Origin of the sequence: Selenomonas sp., from assembly GCF_052169755.1 — a bacterium.
GTDB lineage: Bacteria > Bacillota > Negativicutes > Selenomonadales > Selenomonadaceae > Selenomonas.
In genome coordinates, this window is record NZ_JBQNBV010000026.1 from 1 (window position 1) to 18,408 (window position 18,408).

Consider the following 18,408-nt stretch of genomic DNA (forward strand, 5'->3'; position numbering starts at 1 on the left):
ATCATCTTGAGCAACGACAGCAGATTCCTTTCCAAGATCCTTCAGCGTCTTTCCATTCTCATCGGCAATTTGTGTAATCGTCGGGACGGAAGAATTCATGTTTCCTTTATAGGTGATCTCCGTCGTCGCCTTAGCTCCCATGCTGCGCATCGTATCCTTGATCTGGATGCCTGTCGGCGTGCCTTTTGTATCAATGCTCCCATTTTCATCGGCATTCCAACCGACGACATGGTGTCCTGAGCCTGCCATGACGTAGTTGTAATTCGCGTCAAAAATGAAATTGCCCGCACGCGTATAGTACTTGTCCTTGCCTTGCGCATCGCGCGAAACGACGAAGAGCCCGTTGCCCGAGAGCGCGAGGTCAGTATTCTTGCCCGTCGCCTGCGGCGAAGCGTCATTGAAGAGCAGGTCGATGCTCGCAACGCCGACGCCAAGACCAACCTGCTTAGGGTTCGTGCCGCCGACAGTCTCACTCGGAGCGGCTGCTCCTGCAGATGTCTGATAGAGTGTATCGGCAAACGTCACGCGGCTCGACTTAAAACCGACCGTATTGACGTTCGCGATGTTGTTGCCTATGACGTCCATGCGTGTCTGATGGCTTTTCAGCCCTGATACGCCGGAAAAAAGAGAACGCATCATAATGTATCAATCTCCTTTATTGGTGCAGCTGAGATGGCGGGCAAAGCCGCCCACACATCCGCGGCTCGCTTCTGTCAGTCGGCGAGCCAGTGCCTCCCGAAGGACCGGCTAAAGAATCGCTGCACTGTCAATGTTTGTGAAAATATTGTCCTTGGCGCTCATGCCATCCATGGCAGTAATAACCGTCCTGTTTTTGATACTCACGACGAGCGCGACGTCGTTGATATAAATCAAAGATTCTCTCGCGCCCTTCGACGCCATCTTTGAGACGGTATCTCCGAGTCTTGAAATTTCCTCATCGCTGAGATCTATGCCGCGCGCTCTCATGCGCTCTGACGCATGAGCCGAAAAGCTGACCTCAGACTCGGCTCGGCTAAGTTCTGCTGCAAAGGATGGGACCTTGTCCTGCGATGTCTGCGGCTTTCGAGCAGCGGGCATCGCCGGCAGGAGCGGCTGGGACGAAAGGTAGATTCTTGCGTCAGCCATATTCTCCTCCGTGTGTCATTTTCCCGATGCCTTTGGCTTCGGCGGATCGGCAACCGCTTCGATCTCCGAAATATCGACTTCATGCAACTTGCCCTTCGCATCCTGCGCAACGACCACAGTCTTGCCCTTTATGATCTTGATACCGCGCACATTGCCGACGAACGTTTCTGACGAAGTCTTGGGATTGCCCTCCTTGTCGGTGGTTTTCGTCGCATGTGTCCACTGAATATTCTTGCCGATCATATTGCTCAAAGAGCCGACAAGTACGGAGCTGTCAATGTTCGACACAAGTTTTGCGACCTCGCCCAAGCCCTTGACCATTTGCGTCATCTGCTCAAGCGAAGAGAACTGGGCAAGCTGGGCGATATACTGCGTGTTGTCGTCCGGGCTTAGCGGATCCTGATGGCGAAGCTGCGTCACGAGAAGCTGCAGGAAAGCGTCTTTCCCGAGGGAATCATTCTTCCGCGTCGCCTGCCCTTTCTGCGCAGCTTCATACTTGGCGCGATTATACTTCATACCATCGGATGTGATGGTATTGAGATCTGTTCCGTTCATACATTTCTCCTTTCTTTCAAGTTCCATTTCATGTACTGCACATCTTCAAATGCGGTAGTCAACGCCGTCCTGAGCCAAGACATCTGAACGACCAGCCGCGGCGGCAAGCATCTGCTGCTCTTCCTCAAACGAGGCAAGAGCCTGCTGCGCATCGCGTCCCTGACTGCTTCCCTGCCTGCCTTGTTGTGCATAATAGGCATTCGCATCCTGTTGGCCATTCATCAGAGAACTGTCGCTAAGTCCTGCATAGACACCGACATTGTCAACCTTGAGCCCCTGCGCCTGCAGTTCCTGCTTGAGCTGGATCATCGAAGTCTCAATGATCGTGCGCACTGCAGCATTGTCCGTATGGAACGCTGCGTTCACCGCACCGCTTGCGGCAACGGAAACCTTGAGAGTCAATTCGCCGAGATGCTCAGGCTTCAGGCGAATGACCATCTCCGTCTGCTCCGGCATGCGCAAGAGCCTTGCCTGTTCAACAATCTGACGCGCCACCTCATAATCTTTCTGAGGCGTCATGGGGACTTCCTGCTGCGGCGCTGCCGCTTCGTGCAAAGCCGTCTGAAACGTCACGGCGGGATTGGACTGCGAAGCAGCATTCTCCTGTCCCGTCTGCGGTGTCTGCAGCGCTTCTTGGAAAATCTGCATGGCAGGATTCGCTTTTGCCTTTACCGCGCCCTCTTCCGACGCCTGCACAGACGCTGTCTGTGTGAGCGGAACCGAGATATTCGGCTTTTGCTCCTGTGCCGACGACTGTTGATTCAAGAATCCAGAAGAACCGTCTTCCGCCGGATTCTGCATCGTCTCTTGACCTGCTGCATCAGACGGGTTCAGCACATTCGCTTTAGCGTCAAGCGCTGCACTCGTCAGCGGCATGGAATTGCCTGCAAGATGCGGCGCAGACGCAGCTTGGCGCTGACCGTTTGTCACACTTGCCTGTACAGACAGCACGGACGGCTCATCGGAAGATGCCGTGAGCATACGCAAGAGTGCGTCGGAAAGTGGAGCGTCATCCTCGACATTTGTCGTCAGATTCGCCGCTTGTACGGGAATCTCCATCGTGTCCAAGCCACGAAGCGCATTCACATCGACCGCTTTCAGCGCAGGTTCCACGACAGCTTTTCCATCCATTGACACCGTCTGTGAAGGCTGCGGCTGATTCTTACCCGAAAGAGCCTGGAGCAAATCTTTCGCTCCCGCCGCCTCATCGTTCGTCAGCCATGCGTCGAGATAATTGAGCTGCGGGACATTCGTTTGCATTTGCGTCTGCCCCTGCGGTGTCGAAGGAGCATTTGCAGCAGCATCCAAAGAGACTGCTTCCCCCGCTTCACTTGTTGAAGCAGGCTCCTGCTGTACGGCAAGCGATTCCTCTGCAAAAGCTGACACGAGATTCGCAGCGGAAGCTTCTGCCCGCATCATGTTTGCACCCGCAGCCGTCGCCTTATCCTGTGTACTTTGCTCAACCGCCGCGATATCTGCCACCTCTGTGTTTTCAACAGACGCGACTTTTTGCTCCGGTTTCGTTTGCTGCGATGCAGCAAGAGACGCCGCCAAAGGATCGCTGCTCATTTGGTCTGCTGTTTCAGCAGAGGCCTGCGCCATCGCCTTGACTTTCGCCAACATTTTGCCAAACGAGGGATTTCTCGCCCCTCTATCCGCCGCAGATCCCACTTTATCCACAGGGCGAACGGCGTCGGCGGCATTTGCTTTTGCCGACGGATTCGGCGCAGGTGTGACACTCATGAGATTTGTTTGTACGTTATTCATCATTTTCACCTCCTTTCAAGAGTATTCTATAGCATCAGGCAATGCCTGTCTGCCGACGTTCTTACTCTGCCGTTTGTTCCGGCGAATCATTTCCCTCGGTGTGCTGATTCTGACGATCCAGCGGCGAGATGACCTTCTTCGGCACTCCCGTATACATGAGCTTCGTCAGCCGAGACGACTGCTCGGCATCCATCGCGGCGAGCGTTTTTGCCGCCTGCGACTCATCCATCTTCTGCAGAATGGCTACCGAGAGATCGTCATCAAGATCCTTCATGACCTTAGCCGCCTGCTGCGGTTTCATTTCGTTGTAAACGCGAGCAAGCTTCGTGACGCGCTTTTTCTCAGCCGCCTCACGCTCTTTCATCTGCTTTTCGATCTCTTCCTTCGTCAGCACCTTTGGCTTCGAAGCGCCTTTTTCCTTATCCTTTGCAGGATTCGGCTTGCTGTCCACAAGCTCGGCTTTTGGCTTGCCAACCGCTTCATCCTGTGCAGATTCTTCCGCCTCAGGCGCAGGCTTTACGAAGAATTCTCCTATAACAGGCATATCGTATAATTTCATCTTTTCATTCATCGTGCTCGCATCAAAAATCTGCAGGTACACGCCGAGCAGGAACCCTCCCACGACAAGCACGAGCAGCAATATTGCAGCGAGTGCGATCTTGACTATTTTCTTCATATCGGGCTTTGGCTCCTTTCGGGATCGTGCGTGCCTTCCTCAAGCGAAAGGTTCTTTTCCATCCCCTCGCATTCGCTGCTTATTGATAGAGATCAAGAACCTTATTGACATAGTTCTGGGTCTCCGCATAGGGCGGCACGCCATCGTAATCCTTGACTGCCTGCGGTCCGGCATTGTAGGCGGCAATCGCCTTCTTCATGTCGCCCCCAAAAGCGTCAAGCATCTGCTTCAAGTAGTGCGCTCCACCTTCGATATTCTGCTTCTCATCATAAGGATTGACACCAAGCGCAGCTGCCGTATCGGGCATGAGCTGCATGACGCCGACCGCCCCCGCATCGGAAACTTCACTTTGGTTGCCGTTTGACTCTGCCTCCGCCACGGCAGCGACGAGACGGGAATCCAGACCGTACTTTGCCGCAGCTTCACGGATGAAGCGCGCTGTTTCATTCGACGCACCGGAAAGTTCCGCGGAAGCGCCGACATGCGATGTTGCCTGTGCAGCACCCGCCTCTGTCTTCGCCGCAGTCTTCTGCGCAGGCACAGCCTCTTCTTTTTTCTTAAGCTCAGCGGTCAATGTCCGTTGAAAATTGGACGCCATGCCGGGTACAGAGCCTTCGATGCCAAACCGTCTCTGAATCTCGGATATTCTCGCCTGTATCGCCTCAACACCTGAAAGTTCCATCGCATCCATTCTCCTTGCCTTATGTATTCATGCCCCGCATATAAAGCTGCAAACCAATTTCATCAAGCAGTTTCTGCTCTTCCAAAAGCGCTTCATCCCTATACTGCTGAAGCCGCTTCGCTTTAAGCTGTTCAATGCTTTTGAGCTTATTCATAAGTTTCAAAAGCACTTGAAGTCTTTTCTGTCGCTCCGCGCGGCTTCGGAGGATTTTATCCTGTTGGCTTTCAATTTGCTCTCTCTTCCATTCAAAAAAGCTGTTGAAAGTCAAAAGCCGCCCCAAGGAAATTGTATGTCCATCCGTCAAGCGATCATAATCCTGTCTGCCCTGCTGCATCTCCTTCAGAAGATCGCCGAGCTTCTCTTTGTCTGCTTCAAGAATTCGCGATGCCTCGGCGAACTTCACCTCCGCGTCATCCTTCTTAGAACGTGTAACTTTCAGCAGAGTTTCCAGCTTAAAGCGAAACCTCTTCATCCGAAGCACTCCTCATCATATCGCTTCCAGCTTCTTTTCAGTCTCCTCATAAGAACTTTGTTCAAAAACACCCTGACAGAGAAAATCATTGATCGCGTCAATTTTTGCAACCGCCGTATCAATCTTCTGACTCGACCCTTTGACGTAGGCGCCAATATGAATGAGATCTTCAGCTTCCTTGTAGACTGCCATCAGCGCACGCAGTCCCTGCGCCGCCTTCAAATGAGCATCGTCGACGACTTCATTCATGACGCGCGACACGCTTGCGAGCACATCAATAGCCGGAAAGTGGTTCTGCGCAGCAATGGAGCGCGATAAAACTATATGACCATCCAAGATGCTTCGGACAGCATCTGCGATCGGCTCATTCATATCATCGCCATCGACAAGCACGGTGTAAATGCCCGTGATCGATCCTTTGCGGCTTGTTCCCGCACGCTCTAAGAGCCTAGGCAAAAGCGCGAACACCGAAGGCGTATAGCCGCGCGTTGCCGGAGGCTCGCCAATCGTCAGACCGACCTCGCGCTGCGCCATAGCAAAACGCGTGACCGAATCCATCATGAGAACGACACGCTTGCCCTGATCGCGGAAGTACTCGGCGATAGCTGTCGCGGTCATCGCTCCTTTGATGCGCACAAGCGCCGGTTTATCTGATGTCGCGACGACGACGACGGATCGTTTCAATCCTTCTTCACCGAGATCACGTTCAATGAATTCTTTGACTTCACGCCCGCGCTCGCCAACGAGCGCAATAACACTGATGTCAGCTTCCGTATTGCGCGCGATCATCGAGAGAAGCGTCGATTTGCCGACGCCCGAACCAGCCATGATGCCGATGCGCTGCCCATCGCCAAGCGTGATAAGACCATCAATGGCACGCACGCCAACGTAAAGGGAGTCTTGTATGCGCGGACGCTCCAAGGGCGAAGGCGGATCCGCCTGCAGAGGATATTCGCCTTTGCAAAGAAGCGGCCCCTTGCCGTCAATCGGCTCGCCAAGACCGTCGAGGACACGCCCCAAGAGTTCCGATCCCACCTGAACCTGCAAGGTTTTCTGTGCGGAAACGACCTCGCACCCCGGTCCGATGCCCTGCATTTCGCCAATAGGCATCAAGAGCACTTTTCCGTCACGAAAGCCTACGACCTCAGCAGGAATTGGCTCAACCTGCGGAAAGCGCGACTTCACATAGCAGAGTTCCCCCAGGCTGACGTTTGGACCCGCCGACTCGATGACAAGTCCGATGACCTGCACGATCTTGCCGCTCATCTTGATCGGCTCGCAGGCAGCGGCAGCATCCGCAAACTTACGCACATTGATGCGCAGTCTGCCTTCCGCCGTCAAGACCGCATCGCCGCCGTCAGCAAAGACATCCTGTGCTGCATCTTCTTCTCTAGACGCAGCTCCCCATTCGGGATCTGCAAAAGCTTCCTGCAAGTCACTCATAGACACACATCCTGTATCGCTTTCCTTACAAGTTCCATCTGTGTCGAAAGCCGCGCATCGACGTTGCCGTTTGGCGTCTCAAGCACACAATCGCCGGGCTGCAAGCCCGCATCCGCCTTGACGAGAAGCACCGCTTGCCCTTCGAGCATGTGCTGAAACTCCGACTGTGCCATGAGGACAAGCTCATAGGCATCCGGCGCAACGTAGACGATGACTTCCGCCTGATCCCGCACCTTCATCAAAGCCTTGCGTACAAGAGGCAGGATGATCTGCGGGGCATCAATGAAGTGCTGCGGCAGAATCTGCTCAACAACGCTCATTGCAATGCTCGTGACATCGTTCTCCGCCATTTGCAGATAGACTTTACGCGCTTCAAGCGCCGCGCTCATCAAAGCTCCCGCTTTGTCGTTCGCAGCCGCGAGCATGTCCGCACAATCCTCGGCAGCCTGTTCCATGCCGTCTTTGTGACCTTCCTTGAACCCTTCCGCCTTTCCTGCCTCACGCGCCTCTTCCTTGATTTCCTCTGCAAGCTGGCGAGCATCCATCTCGCTGCGCTCGCTTGCATACTCGGCATCCTTTACCATGACCATACATTTTTCGCGCGTTTCCTCAAGTAAGGTTTCCGCTTTTAGTTCTTTTTCTCTGACATACTCCAGACGTTCTGAAAGCGACTCCTCCGTCACACCCTCAAGTTCTTTGGGAAGCACTTTGGGCTTCGGCGGAGGCGGCGGCGGTTCAACGACGCAAGCTTTCTCCTGCCACAGCGCAGTTCTGATTATCCTAGACAATCATCTCGTCACCCTTTCCGCGTGCAACGACGATTTCGCCCTTGTCTTCCAAGCTGCGGATGACGTTGACGACCTTCTGCTGCGCCTCTTCGACATCGCGTATCTTGACGGGACCCATGAACTCAATTTCTTCACGCAGCATATCGGCAGCGCGTTTCGACATATTCTTGTAGAGCTTGTCGGCGACTTCTTTCGGCGTCGCTTTGAGCGCAAGAGAAAGATCCTTTGTATCGACCTCTCTGAGAACCATCTGCAAAGAGCGATCGTCGAGCATGACAATATCTTCGAAAACGAACATGAGCCGTTTGATCTCTTCCGTAAGCTCGGGATTGTCGACTTCGAGCGTTTCTGTGATCGTCTTTTCCGTTGTACGGTCGACGCGGTTCAAGATCTCGACGACAGCCTTCACGCCGCCCGCCGAAGTGAAGTCCTGCGTAACGAGAGAAGACAGCTTGCGTTCCAAAACTTTCTCCACCTCTCGTATGATATCGGGCGACGTACGATCCATCGTCGCGATGCGCTTCGTGACCTCCGCCTGCTTATCGGGCGGCAGCGACCCCATGAGAATCGCCGATTGATCAGGATCAAGGTACGCCATGATTAAAGCAATGGTCTGCGGATGCTCGTTCTGGATGAAGTTCATGAGCTGACTCGGATCGGTCTTATGCAGGAAATCGAAAGGACGTGCCTGCAAACTCGCGGTCAAGCGTGTGAGAATCAGCTTCGCCCTCTCCGCGCCAAGCGCTTTTTCAAGAATATTCTGCGCATACTCCAGACCGCCGGCAGACAAGTAGCTCTTCGCCATGAGCATTTGATAGAACTCGGTGATGACCGCTTTCTTCTGCTCCGGCGGCACCTTCCTCTGATTTGCAATCTGAAGCGTCACAGACTCGATCTCTTCCTCGTTCATGTGTTGGAAGAGCAGCGCCGAGCTCTCCGCACCGAGTGCGATGAAGAGAACAGCCGCTTTTTGGCGCCCCGTGAGGGGCGCGTTCTTTTGTTCAGCTACCATCAGTCATCCCCCGCCAGCCACTGTTTGATAAGCATAGCTGCATCTTCCGGCGTATTTCGAATCATCTCTTCGATTGCCTGAATCTCGCTAAGCTGCCTCTGCTCTTCTTCCGTAAGCTCTTCTTCCGTGACTTCGCCCGCTTCGATCTGCGCGGCGCGCTCTTCGGCAAGACGCTGCCTTTCGAGCTCTTCCTGCCGACGTTGCTCTTCGATCGCTTCCTGTTCCAAGCGTTTCTTGCGGCGGTACATCAATATGCTGCCAACAATCAGCGCGATAACAAGCAGGAATGCTGCAAGCTGCAGATAAAATTCGCGGTCAAGACGATCGCGTTCCGCCTGTTCATCGGCAAGCTTCTTGTCGCGCGCTTCCGTGCTGAACGGCAAAGGTTCAACCGAAACTGTATCCCCGCGATCGGGATTGATTCCGGCAGCGGAACGCACAGAGCGAAGAATGCTTTCCTGCTGCGCCTGTGTCACATCATCATTGACAAGGACAGCCACCGTCAAGCGACGAATCGAGCCGGGAGACGCAACGATCTTGCGCTTTTCCTCGTTGACCTCGTAGTTCGTCGTATTCTCCTTGCGTTCGTACTCTGCCTGCGAATTATTGTTTTGCTCAACATAGCCCGGCACATTGGACTGTGTACCTGCCGGACCGCCCGGCTGCGTCGAAGTGCCTGCATAGCTCTCACTCGTCGTCTGCTGGCTGCGCACGATACCCGACTCATCAACGACCGGCGTGTAGATCTGCGAATCCGTCGTCTTCTGGTCAAAGTCAAGTTCCACGCTGATGCGCACGAACGATTTGCCCTCGCCGAGGGACGCATCCAAAAGGCTCTGAACATTCTTTTGCAAGTTGTCCTGAACCTTCTTCGTCATCTCCATCCGGGTCAAGGTCTTTTGTCCAACGCCATCATCGTTATTTTCATCCGGATCATTCAAAATTTTGCCAGACTCATCGACAATCGTGATATTCTCCGGTGTCAGACCTTGCACGCTATGCGCGACAAGGTTCACGATGCCCTTGATCTCTTTCTTGGAAAGCTGTGTATTCGCCCTCAGCTTCAGCATAATGGAAGCCGTCGCCGGCTTTTCATTCTTTTTATAAAGGCTGTCCTCCGGCAAGACAATATGCACGCGCGCCTTTTCAACCGAAGCAATCTGCTCAATCGTACGCGTGAGCTCTCCCTGCAGCGCCTGTAAGTAGTTGACCTTGTTCTGGAACTCCGTCACGCCGAGCTTGCTGTCATCAAAAAGCTCGAATCCTTTATTGCCGCGGGGCAGTCCTTCGGCAGCCAAATCAAGCCTTGTGCTGTCAACGCTCTTTGCAGGAACGAGAATTGTCGTCCCCTGTCCGCCCTCTTGTATCTCGTAATCGACCTTGTTCTCCTTCAGCTTCGCCGCGACTTCGCCAGCATCCTTCGCTTCCATATTCGTGAACAAGGGCACCATATCCGGTTTACCGCCATACATGATGCTGCCGGCAACAATGGCGATAAATACGAGAGCCGCCGCACCGATGATCATGTATCGCTGCCGCTTGCTGTAATTATTCCAGAGCTCCAGGTAGCGCTCTTTCCACTCTGCCATTTTCTCAATCCCTTCGCCTCAATGTGCTTTGCCGAAGCATTCCGCTCCGGACTGGTCGTTATCCTTCAAGGCTTAGACCTGCATACGCATGATCTCCTGATAGGCCTCGACCGCACGGTTTCGCACCTGCATCGTGAGCTGCGTGGCAATTCCAGCCTTCTCACCCGCGATGACGACCTCGGACACATCTGTAATGCGCCCTGCCGCGAGCTCCATATTGAGTCGTTCAGATTCCTTAATCAAGCCGTTGACCTCGCCGAGAGAATCCGTAAGAAATTCACTGAACGGCTTCTCTATCTTCTGTTCGGTCTCTCCCAGATGGCTCTCGCCGGTCATCCGCACCGGCGTCATTTGTAGCGCTTCCACCTGCATGTTCTTTCCACCTCAATCTGTAACAGCCGACACCATTTCTGATGCATCCACTTTACTTGCCGATGTTGAGCGCATTCTGCGCCATACCTTTTGCAGCGTTGATCGCAGTCACATTCGCTTCATAGGCGCGAGACGCCGTGATCATGTCTACCATTTCCTGCACGATGTTAACATTCGGACGCTCGACATAACCATCCGCATTCGCATCGGGATGCCCCGGATCATACACCAGAGGGCCCTGCGTTTTATCTTCCTCGATCTTCGTAGCACGCACGCCGTTGCCCGCCTGATTATCCAGCTTTTGTCTAAGGGTAGAGGCAAAATCCTCTTTGCCTCGTTCACGCGGCTGAAAAACAACATAGCGCCTATGATACGGTCCGCCCTCAACCGAGCGCGTCGTATTTGCGTTCGCGATATTGTTCGAAATTACATCCATGCGCAGACGTTCCGCTGTAAGACCGGATGCAGAAGCGTCAATTCCTCCAAACATGCTCATTTTCCTGCTCCCCTGTTCCTTGTATCATACGGCTTCTTTCCTATTAGCCCCTTGTGATCACTGTCCCGTAAGGACGCTCCGTATCCGCGAGAACTGCCCCCCAACCTGTCTTGCCAAGGCGTTGAAGTAAAGGCTGTTCTTCGCCAAAGACGCCATTTCAACATCAATATCCACATTGTTGTTGTCATAGCGCATCGAAGATGACTCGTCGAGTTCGATCTTCGCCAAAGCCCTGCCTCGAAAAGCAACAGGCATGTGACGATCATTCGTGCGCACAACCTTCATTCTGCCCGTATCGTCGAGGTCAAGCTCCTTTGCAAGAAGTTCTTCGAAAACAACATTGCTTTTCTTAAAATACGGCGTGTTGACATTGGCAATATTGTGGCTGATAACCTCATGTCGGAGGTTGGCGGCTCCCATGCCGCGCTGCATGACATCAAGCGCCTTGTTTCCCACGATCTGCTCCAGCATTGTGGTTTCCACATCCTTTCCCTTAACTTCTCTACCTTTCGACAGAAACAGGAAAATTCCTTTCCCGCAGTTCTTCTTTTTCAATCTTTTTCAAAAGATGATTTTCAAACGCAGACCACACCTTATGCAAGGCATCGGTTCATACCCAATTTTATGTAAAAACATTAGCAAAATTATCCATTCAATCTTCGCACTTTCTATTCTACCATAAAAAAGGAAATGATTCACTCCATTTCTCACGTTTTTTTAACGACTGTGCAATAGTCCTATATAAGTCCGCTAAAAGGGCGAGGGGCATGTGCTGACATGCCCCTGTTTTCCCATATTCATATCAGTTTTCTACTCGCTGCAATTCTTCAAGCAAATAAGGGTTGAGCACCTTGATATGCGTCCCCTTCATGCCAAGGGATTTCGACTGGATAAGTCCCGCCGACTCAAATTTGCGCAGCGCATTGACGATGACGGAGCGCGTGATTTTCGCTCGATCCGCAATTTTCGACGCGACAAGCAAACCTTCTGCGCCTTCAAGTTCATTGAAGATGCTTTTCGCCGCTTTAACCTCCGAAAACGACAGCGTCGCAAGAGCGATCTGCACGGTCGCCTTCTTTCGCGCTTCGACCTCGATCTGCTGCGTACGATCGCGCAGCATTTCCATGCCGACGACGGTCGCACCGTATTCGGCAAGAATCAAATCCGCTTCCGTGAAATCCTGGTCATACTTCGCGATAATCAGTGTGCCGATGCGGTCGCCTACGCCATATATAGGAACAATCGTCGTATTCTTGCCTTCAAATCGACAGTCCGTATCCTCTGTGAAAGCACAGATCCCGGTCTTCGATTTCAGGTTCGGCGACGTTTCGTCCATCTTCAAGAGCCAGCTCACATAACGCTTGGGAAATTCCCCCTGCTGCACCACATTGGCAAGCATTAAATCACACTCGAAATCATCAATAAAGGCATGACCAAAAATCTGCCCCGCCTTGTTCACGATATAGACATTCGCATCAATCACTGCGCTTAAAACGCGCGAGATGCTGTCATACTCGACGCTTTCCGAGCGCTGCAGCAGACGATTGATCTTCCTCGTTTTTTCCAATAATGTCGCCATGCAAATTCCATTCCTTTCTCCACGGCAATACGACTTCCAAATGCAGGCTATCGCCTAACTTATATTTTAACACATTTTTCTAAATAATCAAAGATGCTGGAAAGAAAGGATGAATTTTTATGAAATTTTCTGTGAATCCTTTGCGCCCCTGCTCTCATGCCAAACCGACGAGCGCCTCGCGAAACACTTCGCCCAAGGAATCGTGAATCACAAGCGCCGCCTCTTTGTCTGCCTGCGTTGCTGTCTTGTTGATGAGCACGAGATGCTTGCCGCGGAAATAGTGCAAAAGCCCCGCCGCCGGATAGACGACAAGCGACGTGCCGCCGACGATGAGCATATCGGCATCCGCGATCTCGCGCACGGCGGCATCGAGCACTTCCATGTCGAGACTTTCTTCGTAAAGCACGACATCGGGCTTCACCCGCCCGCCGCACGCCCTGCAATGCGGCGCGCCTTCGCTCGCAAGGATAAACTTTTCATCGTAAAGCGCACGGCAATCCATGCAGTAGCTGCGTCTGACCGAGCCGTGCAGTTCCAAAACGCGAGAAGATCCTGCTTTTTGATGCAGTCCGTCAATGTTCTGCGTGATGACCGCCCGGAGCTTTCCCATGCGCTCCAAGGCGACGAGAGCCTTGTGACAGTCGTTGGGCTTTGCATCCATATAGATAAGTCTCTTACGGTAAAAATCAAAAAATTCTTCCGGACAGCGCTCAAAAAACGTATGTGAAACGAGCTGCTCGGGAGACACATGCTGCGAGAGCTTTTCGCTGTAAAGCCCCGTAGCACTGCGAAAATCGGGAATGCCCGATTCCGTCGAAACGCCGGCGCCGCCAAAGAAAACGATGCGCTCACTCTCCTTCAGCAAAGTACGAAATGCTGTGATTTTCTCACTTTTCATGGCTTACGCCCCTTTCATCCGGAAAACAGCGGGATCATGCTCCGCCGCATACGTCTTCCCTTTCCGCTTTATTCTTCCGCACATTCCCAAAATCAGACATCCTCGGCGATTTCGCGGTAGATGTTCTCAAGATCTCGCATATAGCCTTTCGCATCCATCAGAGGCGACGCTTCCATGCGCGCGCGAAGCTCCCGATGCAAACGGCGGAGAATATCGGGCGATCCCGCCAACTCTACGGCCTTCCTCACATATTCCATCTCGCCGCGCGCTACGAGCTGTGAAAGCCCCGCATTCTCTAAGATGCTCGTGGAAAAGCGCGAACCGTGTGTACCGCCGGCTTTTGTGATGACAGGAACCCCCATGTAAAGCGCTTCACACGTCGTCACGCCGCCCGTATAGGGCGCAGTATCAAGTGCGACGTCAATATCCCGATACTGTTCCAGATAGTCGGGACTATACGGGCGAAGCTCGACTTGCTCAAGCGGTATGCCGAACCGCCGCAAACGCTCATGCACAATCCTCTGTCCCGCCGGTATGCTGCAGATCTTGCTCTTAATGACGAGTCGCGCTTTCTTCATGCGCTCAAGTACGCCGCGCCAGAGCGCGAGCATATCGTCTGACACTTTGGCAAAGTTATTGAAGCTGCCAAACGTGATATAGCCGTTTTTCACGAACGGCGCATCCCCGCCGGGCTTTGGCATATCGCGCAGCACAGGCGCATAGCAAAGATGGCTGCGCGGCATCCGCAGCACGTTTTCCGAGAAACCGCGCGCTCCCATATCCCAAGGCGAACAATAGACGTCAGAAAGAAAATAATCGACCGCCCGAAGCCCCGTCGTCGCCGTATAACCGATCGCTGTCATCTGCACTGGCGCAGGCCGATATGTGAGCACAGGCAGACCGCTCGTCTGCGTATGCCCGGCAAGATCCACGAGGATATCGACGCCATCCTTGGCGATTCGCTGCGCCGCATCCTTCACGGAAAGGCGCGATATATCTTTCCACTGCACGTTTTTTTGACGAAAGAGCGTCGTCACACGGTCACGCTTGCCCAGCGCATAGCAAGTGACCTCAAAAGAATCGGCGTCAAAATCCCGCACGAGCGGCATGATGAAGTACGCTGCCGCATGAAGCCGAAAATCAGGCGAGATGTAGCCGATACGCAGCTTGCGGCTGAACGTGCGCGCACGATTTTTTCCCGTAGGCGGCGCCGTCGGTTGGACGGCGAGAGACGCCGCCTTCCCGCTGAAAAGAGGTGCGGCGGCGCGTGCCTCACGCCTTTCTTTCACACGCTGCGTCCGCGCAAGCTCCGCCTTGAACGCCGCATATTCTTCTTCCTCCGCCATGCGCCTTTGATTCGCGCGCTCCTCCCATGCCCAAAGACGCATCGCCGTCTCGTCTTTCGGCTGAGGCAGCGCCTTTTGTGCGATGCGAGAAAGCGGCTCGCATTCCTTCTTCGCCTGCTGCGCCACCAGAGCCGCACCGCGTCTTTCGCGCTCGGCTTTTGCTGCTGCCGCCGCCATCGCTTCACCGACAGAGATGGATGCGCTCGGCTGCGCCTTGCCTGCATCGTCCAAACGTTCACGATACGCATGATAGAGCTTCCTGCCTGCAAAAAAACGCTCATAACCGCGATGAAGCCGCAGCGATTCCCCCGGCGTCCTCGTACGGTAATTCGAGCAGAAAAGAGCCTTGCTGTAGCAAGACGCCGCCTCATCGCCCGTGAGCATTTCGCTCGCCGCAAACAGCGTGTTCATGGAAAGCTCCGGCTCCGCTGCAAGCAGCCACGCATCAGCGAGCCACGAGAGCGCCTTGAAACGCACATAGCGCAGAGATTCTGTCCAAAGCGATTCGGCCGTCTCTTCTGTCGCCTGCACGATACCAAGAAGTTCTTTGATCTCTTCCTCTAAGGCAAAATCCACGGCAAAAAAACCTGCATACACAAGCCTCGCACGCAGGTTTCCCGGCTCACATTTTTCTGCGTGCGCCAAGTATCCTTGCGCTTTTTCACGCTCATTCATATAAAAAGAAGCCTCCGCCATAACGGCATAGGCGTCCGCGTCGTCCGGCACGAGCTGCAGCACTTCTTTCGCCGAAGCGCGCATTCCACGAAAGTCGCCTTGGTTTGCGAATCGATTGGCGATCCCGATCCAATTCTCTTTATCGTCCATAAAGCACACGCTCCAACAAATGTAATCTACACTTCCGGGTGAAGTTCCTTCCCGTACTCCTTGAGAAAAATCTTTTGATACTCTTTGTAACTTTTGGCGAGCGGCTTTTCCACAGGACAATGAATGCACCAAAAGCCCGCCTCTTGATTCGGCACAACCGTCTTGAATCCGAGGCGGGAAAACTCGCGGCACTGCGACGTATCGTAGAAATGCCACCCTGTGAAGAGATCTTCACGCCAAGGCACATCATACTGCGTCGCAAGCAAAAGTCCGTCCGCCGCCTCAACCTCGACACAACTGCCATCCGGCTCTTTGAGGTGCGTATCGACGATGCTCTCTGCCTCGCACGCATGGAGTACGCGCCCATAACAGCGAAGCCCGTCCCACCACACACCGCTTCTCGGCAGTGAACGGCAGCCGATGACGCCAAGGACACCGATGCTCTCGTCTGCAAAAATATCGAGCATCGCCTGCGGAAAATCCCTGTAGACGAGCAAAGTATCTTGATGCAGATAAACCTTGTAACGCGCCGCACTCCTCGCCATGCCTTCATTGTACCCCGCCGCCATAGACGACGCGCCGCGCACGGCGATATAGTCCGCACGAAAGCCTTCGGGCAGGCGCAGATGGCGCAGATAGAGCAGACATTCGGCGTACCACGCTTCATCGTTGACACAAGTGATGAACGCGATCGCTTTTTCATCGCTCATCTTCCGCTTCCCCTTCCTGCCCCATCGTCTTTGCCGCAAATGCTCGGACGAGCGCCTGCACTTCACACTCGGAAAACTTCCGCCGCGCCGTCTCAGCGATCTCCACCGCCAACGACGGCTCCGCCGTTCGCAGCAGTACATCGACAAGCCTTGCCTGATGCACGATGGTCTGCGCAGCAAAATCCAGCAAATACTCGGGGAAAATTCCTTCCGCGCGATACATCCGCCAAAGAGCCGCCGCATTTTTCTCCGATTCGATGCCATACTCCAAGCGGCGCAAGAACGTCACAAGACGGCGGCGCACCGCGGGCGTAAAGCATTCCTTCAGCGGCGCTACTTCATCCGATGTGCGCCGCGCCGAGCAAAGCCAAAACTTCACTTCCAAGTCGCGTTCTTGATTCTCAAAACCTGCGGATTCAAGCCGCGCAAGCACATTTGTAGGCGCTTCGCACAGCACGGGCAGAAAAGAAACTTCCTTATAAAAGGAAGCCGCAAGCAGCGTTTCCATCTCCAACCGTGCAAAGATACGGCGCACAATCGCATAAAAATGGCCCTCGCGCAAATCCTCAAGGACACTCCAATGGCGCACGTTCAAAAAGCTCGTCAAAAGGCGGCCCGTCGGCTGCAAAAACAGCCCGAATCCTGCGGCAATATCCTGCGGATTGCCCGCCGTCTCCAAACAGCGATCGGCAATAATGAAGTCAAAGGTTTCTCGCGCAAAAGGAAGCGGCGTCTCTCGGTAGTCGAGAAAAGACCACGCTACATCCAATCCCCGCAGGTCAGGCGCTTCGGTGCGCTCCGGCTCCGCCGTCACAGCAAAAAGCAGCGCTTCAGGCAGCATCTCGCGCAGTTTCGGCAAATAGGCAAGGCTTTCCACGACAAGCACGCGAAGCGGCGAACGCGTCGGACGCAAAAACCGCAGCAGTCCGCCGTCATACGCCAATAGCTCATCCCGCTCTTCATCCGTCGCCATCAGTGCATCTTACGCGCCATCTCGCGCGCATTTCCCTTGAGTTCACGCGGCGTATGTCCCTTGAGCCGCCACAGGCGCGTCGTCGCGTGCAGCTCGATGACGCGCGTCGTCAGCTCCTCTTCATCCGTCTCTTCGGAAAGCTTGCCCAGCATTTCCATGAACGCCGCGACCTCCTTCATACTGCCGCCGTTTTGGAACAACATGAGGATCTTGCCGACGGTCTCCGCCGCCTGCAGAACCTCCATCGAGAACTTCGCCATGAAGAACTGCGCCAGCTGCTTGTACGCGATCGTCGCCTCGATATAGCCTTCTTCCCCCGCATCATACACTTTGCCGTAGGGAATCTCGGCAAAGGGCAGATTTTCCTTTTCCTTCTGCTCCCTCTCAAGCCACGGCGCACTCAAAAGCGTATGATAGCACATGCCGCGCTCTGTGCCGACGACTTCCTTGCACCAACACGAGCCGTTGAGCATCACGCCCATAAACGCGGCAAAATCCAGGCGCTGTCCCTCTTCCAAATAGCCGTTGACCAGGGTAAAGAGCCTATCGTAATCAAGAAAGCCATAGTAAAAGAGCAGCCCTGTCGCCAAGCGCATGATCTCTGTATTGAGCCGTGCGGCATCCTCATAAGCGGCAGAATCCAGACGCTTGAAAACCTCCGCGATCTCCTCGGGCATATACCAGTAGAGCTTTCCCGCATCCGCGCCGACCGCCATGACGCCGAGACCGCAAAGATAGTCGATGCGCTTGTCATCCTCGCGGAAGTCGTCGGCAAGCCCTTCCTTTTCAAAAATATGACGAAATGCCTGATACTGCTCCTCAAACACTGACGGCAGCCAGCGCTCGGCGAACTGCACGGCAGACGGCAGAAGCAGGTCAATGAGTTCCGGTAAGGTCAAATCATCCGTTCCCTCAAGGCAGAGGTTGTACGCCATATCATCAAGCTCTTCGCGGGAAAGGCATCCCAGAGCTGCTTTGAGCGTTCGATGTTCGGGCAAAGCGCGGCGATAAAACCGCGCCTTGCGCTCCGTTTCCCCTGCCAATATCCCATCAAACTCTGCCTTATTTTCCATGACGTCCTTCCTTTCTGTCCCTGTAGC

At 53.9% G+C, this 18,408-nt stretch carries 20 protein-coding genes; all 20 read right to left on the bottom strand.

All coding sequences use genetic code 11. From position 1 onward, the window contains the following. On the bottom strand, positions 1–639 hold a 639-nt coding region (locus ACTTKG_RS03365; protein ID WP_442672843.1), incomplete at its 3' end, for a flagellar hook-basal body complex protein. A 108-nt stretch (positions 640–747) separates the two neighbouring features. Next, positions 748–1,125: a TIGR02530 family flagellar biosynthesis protein gene (locus tag ACTTKG_RS03370; RefSeq protein WP_442672844.1), complete on the bottom strand. Its 378-nt coding sequence runs from the start codon at positions 1,123–1,125 to the stop codon at positions 748–750. A gap of 15 nt (positions 1,126–1,140) precedes the next feature. Next, the gene (locus ACTTKG_RS03375; RefSeq protein ID WP_442672845.1) at positions 1,141–1,680 is read right to left on the bottom strand and encodes a flagellar hook capping FlgD N-terminal domain-containing protein; all 540 of its coding nucleotides are present in this window, start codon (positions 1,678–1,680) and stop codon (positions 1,141–1,143) included. Between the two features lie 45 nt (positions 1,681–1,725). Then, the gene (locus ACTTKG_RS03380; RefSeq protein WP_442672846.1) at positions 1,726–3,447 is read right to left on the bottom strand and encodes a flagellar hook-length control protein FliK; all 1,722 of its coding nucleotides are present in this window, start codon (positions 3,445–3,447) and stop codon (positions 1,726–1,728) included. Positions 3,448–3,508: 61 nt separating this feature from the next. Then, on the bottom strand, positions 3,509–4,123 hold the full coding sequence (locus tag ACTTKG_RS03385) for a MotE family protein (RefSeq protein ID WP_442672847.1): 615 nt from the start codon (positions 4,121–4,123) through the stop codon (positions 3,509–3,511). A gap of 79 nt (positions 4,124–4,202) precedes the next feature. Continuing rightward, complete coding sequence (locus ACTTKG_RS03390; RefSeq protein ID WP_442672848.1) at positions 4,203–4,805, bottom strand: lytic transglycosylase domain-containing protein; 603 nt, start codon at positions 4,803–4,805, stop codon at positions 4,203–4,205. Positions 4,806–4,824: 19 nt separating this feature from the next. Further along, positions 4,825–5,277: a flagellar export protein FliJ gene (fliJ, locus tag ACTTKG_RS03395; RefSeq protein WP_442672849.1), complete on the bottom strand. Its 453-nt coding sequence runs from the start codon at positions 5,275–5,277 to the stop codon at positions 4,825–4,827. Positions 5,278–5,292: 15 nt separating this feature from the next. Continuing rightward, complete coding sequence (gene fliI / locus ACTTKG_RS03400; protein WP_442672850.1) at positions 5,293–6,720, bottom strand: flagellar protein export ATPase FliI; 1,428 nt, start codon at positions 6,718–6,720, stop codon at positions 5,293–5,295. Next, positions 6,717–7,508 carry a FliH/SctL family protein gene (locus ACTTKG_RS03405; protein WP_442672851.1) on the bottom strand — a complete coding sequence of 264 codons (792 nt, stop codon included), beginning with the start codon at positions 7,506–7,508 and terminating at the stop codon, positions 6,717–6,719. The genes fliI and ACTTKG_RS03405 overlap by 4 nt, the downstream gene beginning before the upstream one ends. After that, complete coding sequence (fliG, locus tag ACTTKG_RS03410) at positions 7,501–8,520, bottom strand: flagellar motor switch protein FliG (protein ID WP_442672852.1); 1,020 nt, start codon at positions 8,518–8,520, stop codon at positions 7,501–7,503. Before fliG ends, ACTTKG_RS03405 begins: the two co-directional genes overlap by 8 nt. Beyond that, on the bottom strand, positions 8,520–10,109 hold the full coding sequence (gene fliF / locus ACTTKG_RS03415; protein ID WP_442672853.1) for a flagellar basal-body MS-ring/collar protein FliF: 1,590 nt from the start codon (positions 10,107–10,109) through the stop codon (positions 8,520–8,522). Before fliF ends, fliG begins: the two co-directional genes overlap by 1 nt. Before the next feature lie 72 nt (positions 10,110–10,181). After that, positions 10,182–10,481 (bottom strand): flagellar hook-basal body complex protein FliE, encoded by a 300-nt coding sequence (gene fliE / locus ACTTKG_RS03420; protein WP_442672854.1) that lies wholly within the window; start codon positions 10,479–10,481, stop codon positions 10,182–10,184. A gap of 52 nt (positions 10,482–10,533) precedes the next feature. Continuing rightward, positions 10,534–10,977: a flagellar basal body rod protein FlgC gene (gene flgC / locus ACTTKG_RS03425; protein WP_442672855.1), complete on the bottom strand. Its 444-nt coding sequence runs from the start codon at positions 10,975–10,977 to the stop codon at positions 10,534–10,536. 57 nt (positions 10,978–11,034) lie between these two features. After that, positions 11,035–11,448: a flagellar basal body rod protein FlgB gene (flgB, locus tag ACTTKG_RS03430; RefSeq protein WP_442672856.1), complete on the bottom strand. Its 414-nt coding sequence runs from the start codon at positions 11,446–11,448 to the stop codon at positions 11,035–11,037. Positions 11,449–11,779: 331 nt separating this feature from the next. Further along, the gene (codY, locus tag ACTTKG_RS03435) at positions 11,780–12,556 is read right to left on the bottom strand and encodes a GTP-sensing pleiotropic transcriptional regulator CodY (RefSeq protein ID WP_442672857.1); all 777 of its coding nucleotides are present in this window, start codon (positions 12,554–12,556) and stop codon (positions 11,780–11,782) included. Positions 12,557–12,710: 154 nt separating this feature from the next. Further along, entirely contained in the window at positions 12,711–13,454 is a 744-nt protein-coding gene (locus ACTTKG_RS03440; protein WP_442672858.1) for an NAD-dependent protein deacylase, read from the bottom strand. Between the two features lie 92 nt (positions 13,455–13,546). Next, positions 13,547–15,625, bottom strand: a complete 2,079-nt coding sequence (locus ACTTKG_RS03445; RefSeq protein WP_442672859.1) for an O-linked N-acetylglucosamine transferase, SPINDLY family protein — start codon at positions 15,623–15,625, stop codon at positions 13,547–13,549. A 26-nt stretch (positions 15,626–15,651) separates the two neighbouring features. Next, positions 15,652–16,335 (bottom strand): glycosyltransferase family protein, encoded by a 684-nt coding sequence (locus ACTTKG_RS03450; RefSeq protein WP_442672860.1) that lies wholly within the window; start codon positions 16,333–16,335, stop codon positions 15,652–15,654. Then, positions 16,325–17,308 carry a hypothetical protein gene (locus ACTTKG_RS03455; RefSeq protein ID WP_442672861.1) on the bottom strand — a complete coding sequence of 328 codons (984 nt, stop codon included), beginning with the start codon at positions 17,306–17,308 and terminating at the stop codon, positions 16,325–16,327. The genes ACTTKG_RS03450 and ACTTKG_RS03455 overlap by 11 nt, the downstream gene beginning before the upstream one ends. Further along, positions 17,308–18,381: a hypothetical protein gene (locus ACTTKG_RS03460; protein ID WP_442672862.1), complete on the bottom strand. Its 1,074-nt coding sequence runs from the start codon at positions 18,379–18,381 to the stop codon at positions 17,308–17,310. Before ACTTKG_RS03460 ends, ACTTKG_RS03455 begins: the two co-directional genes overlap by 1 nt. Positions 18,382–18,408: the final 27 nt, after the last annotated feature.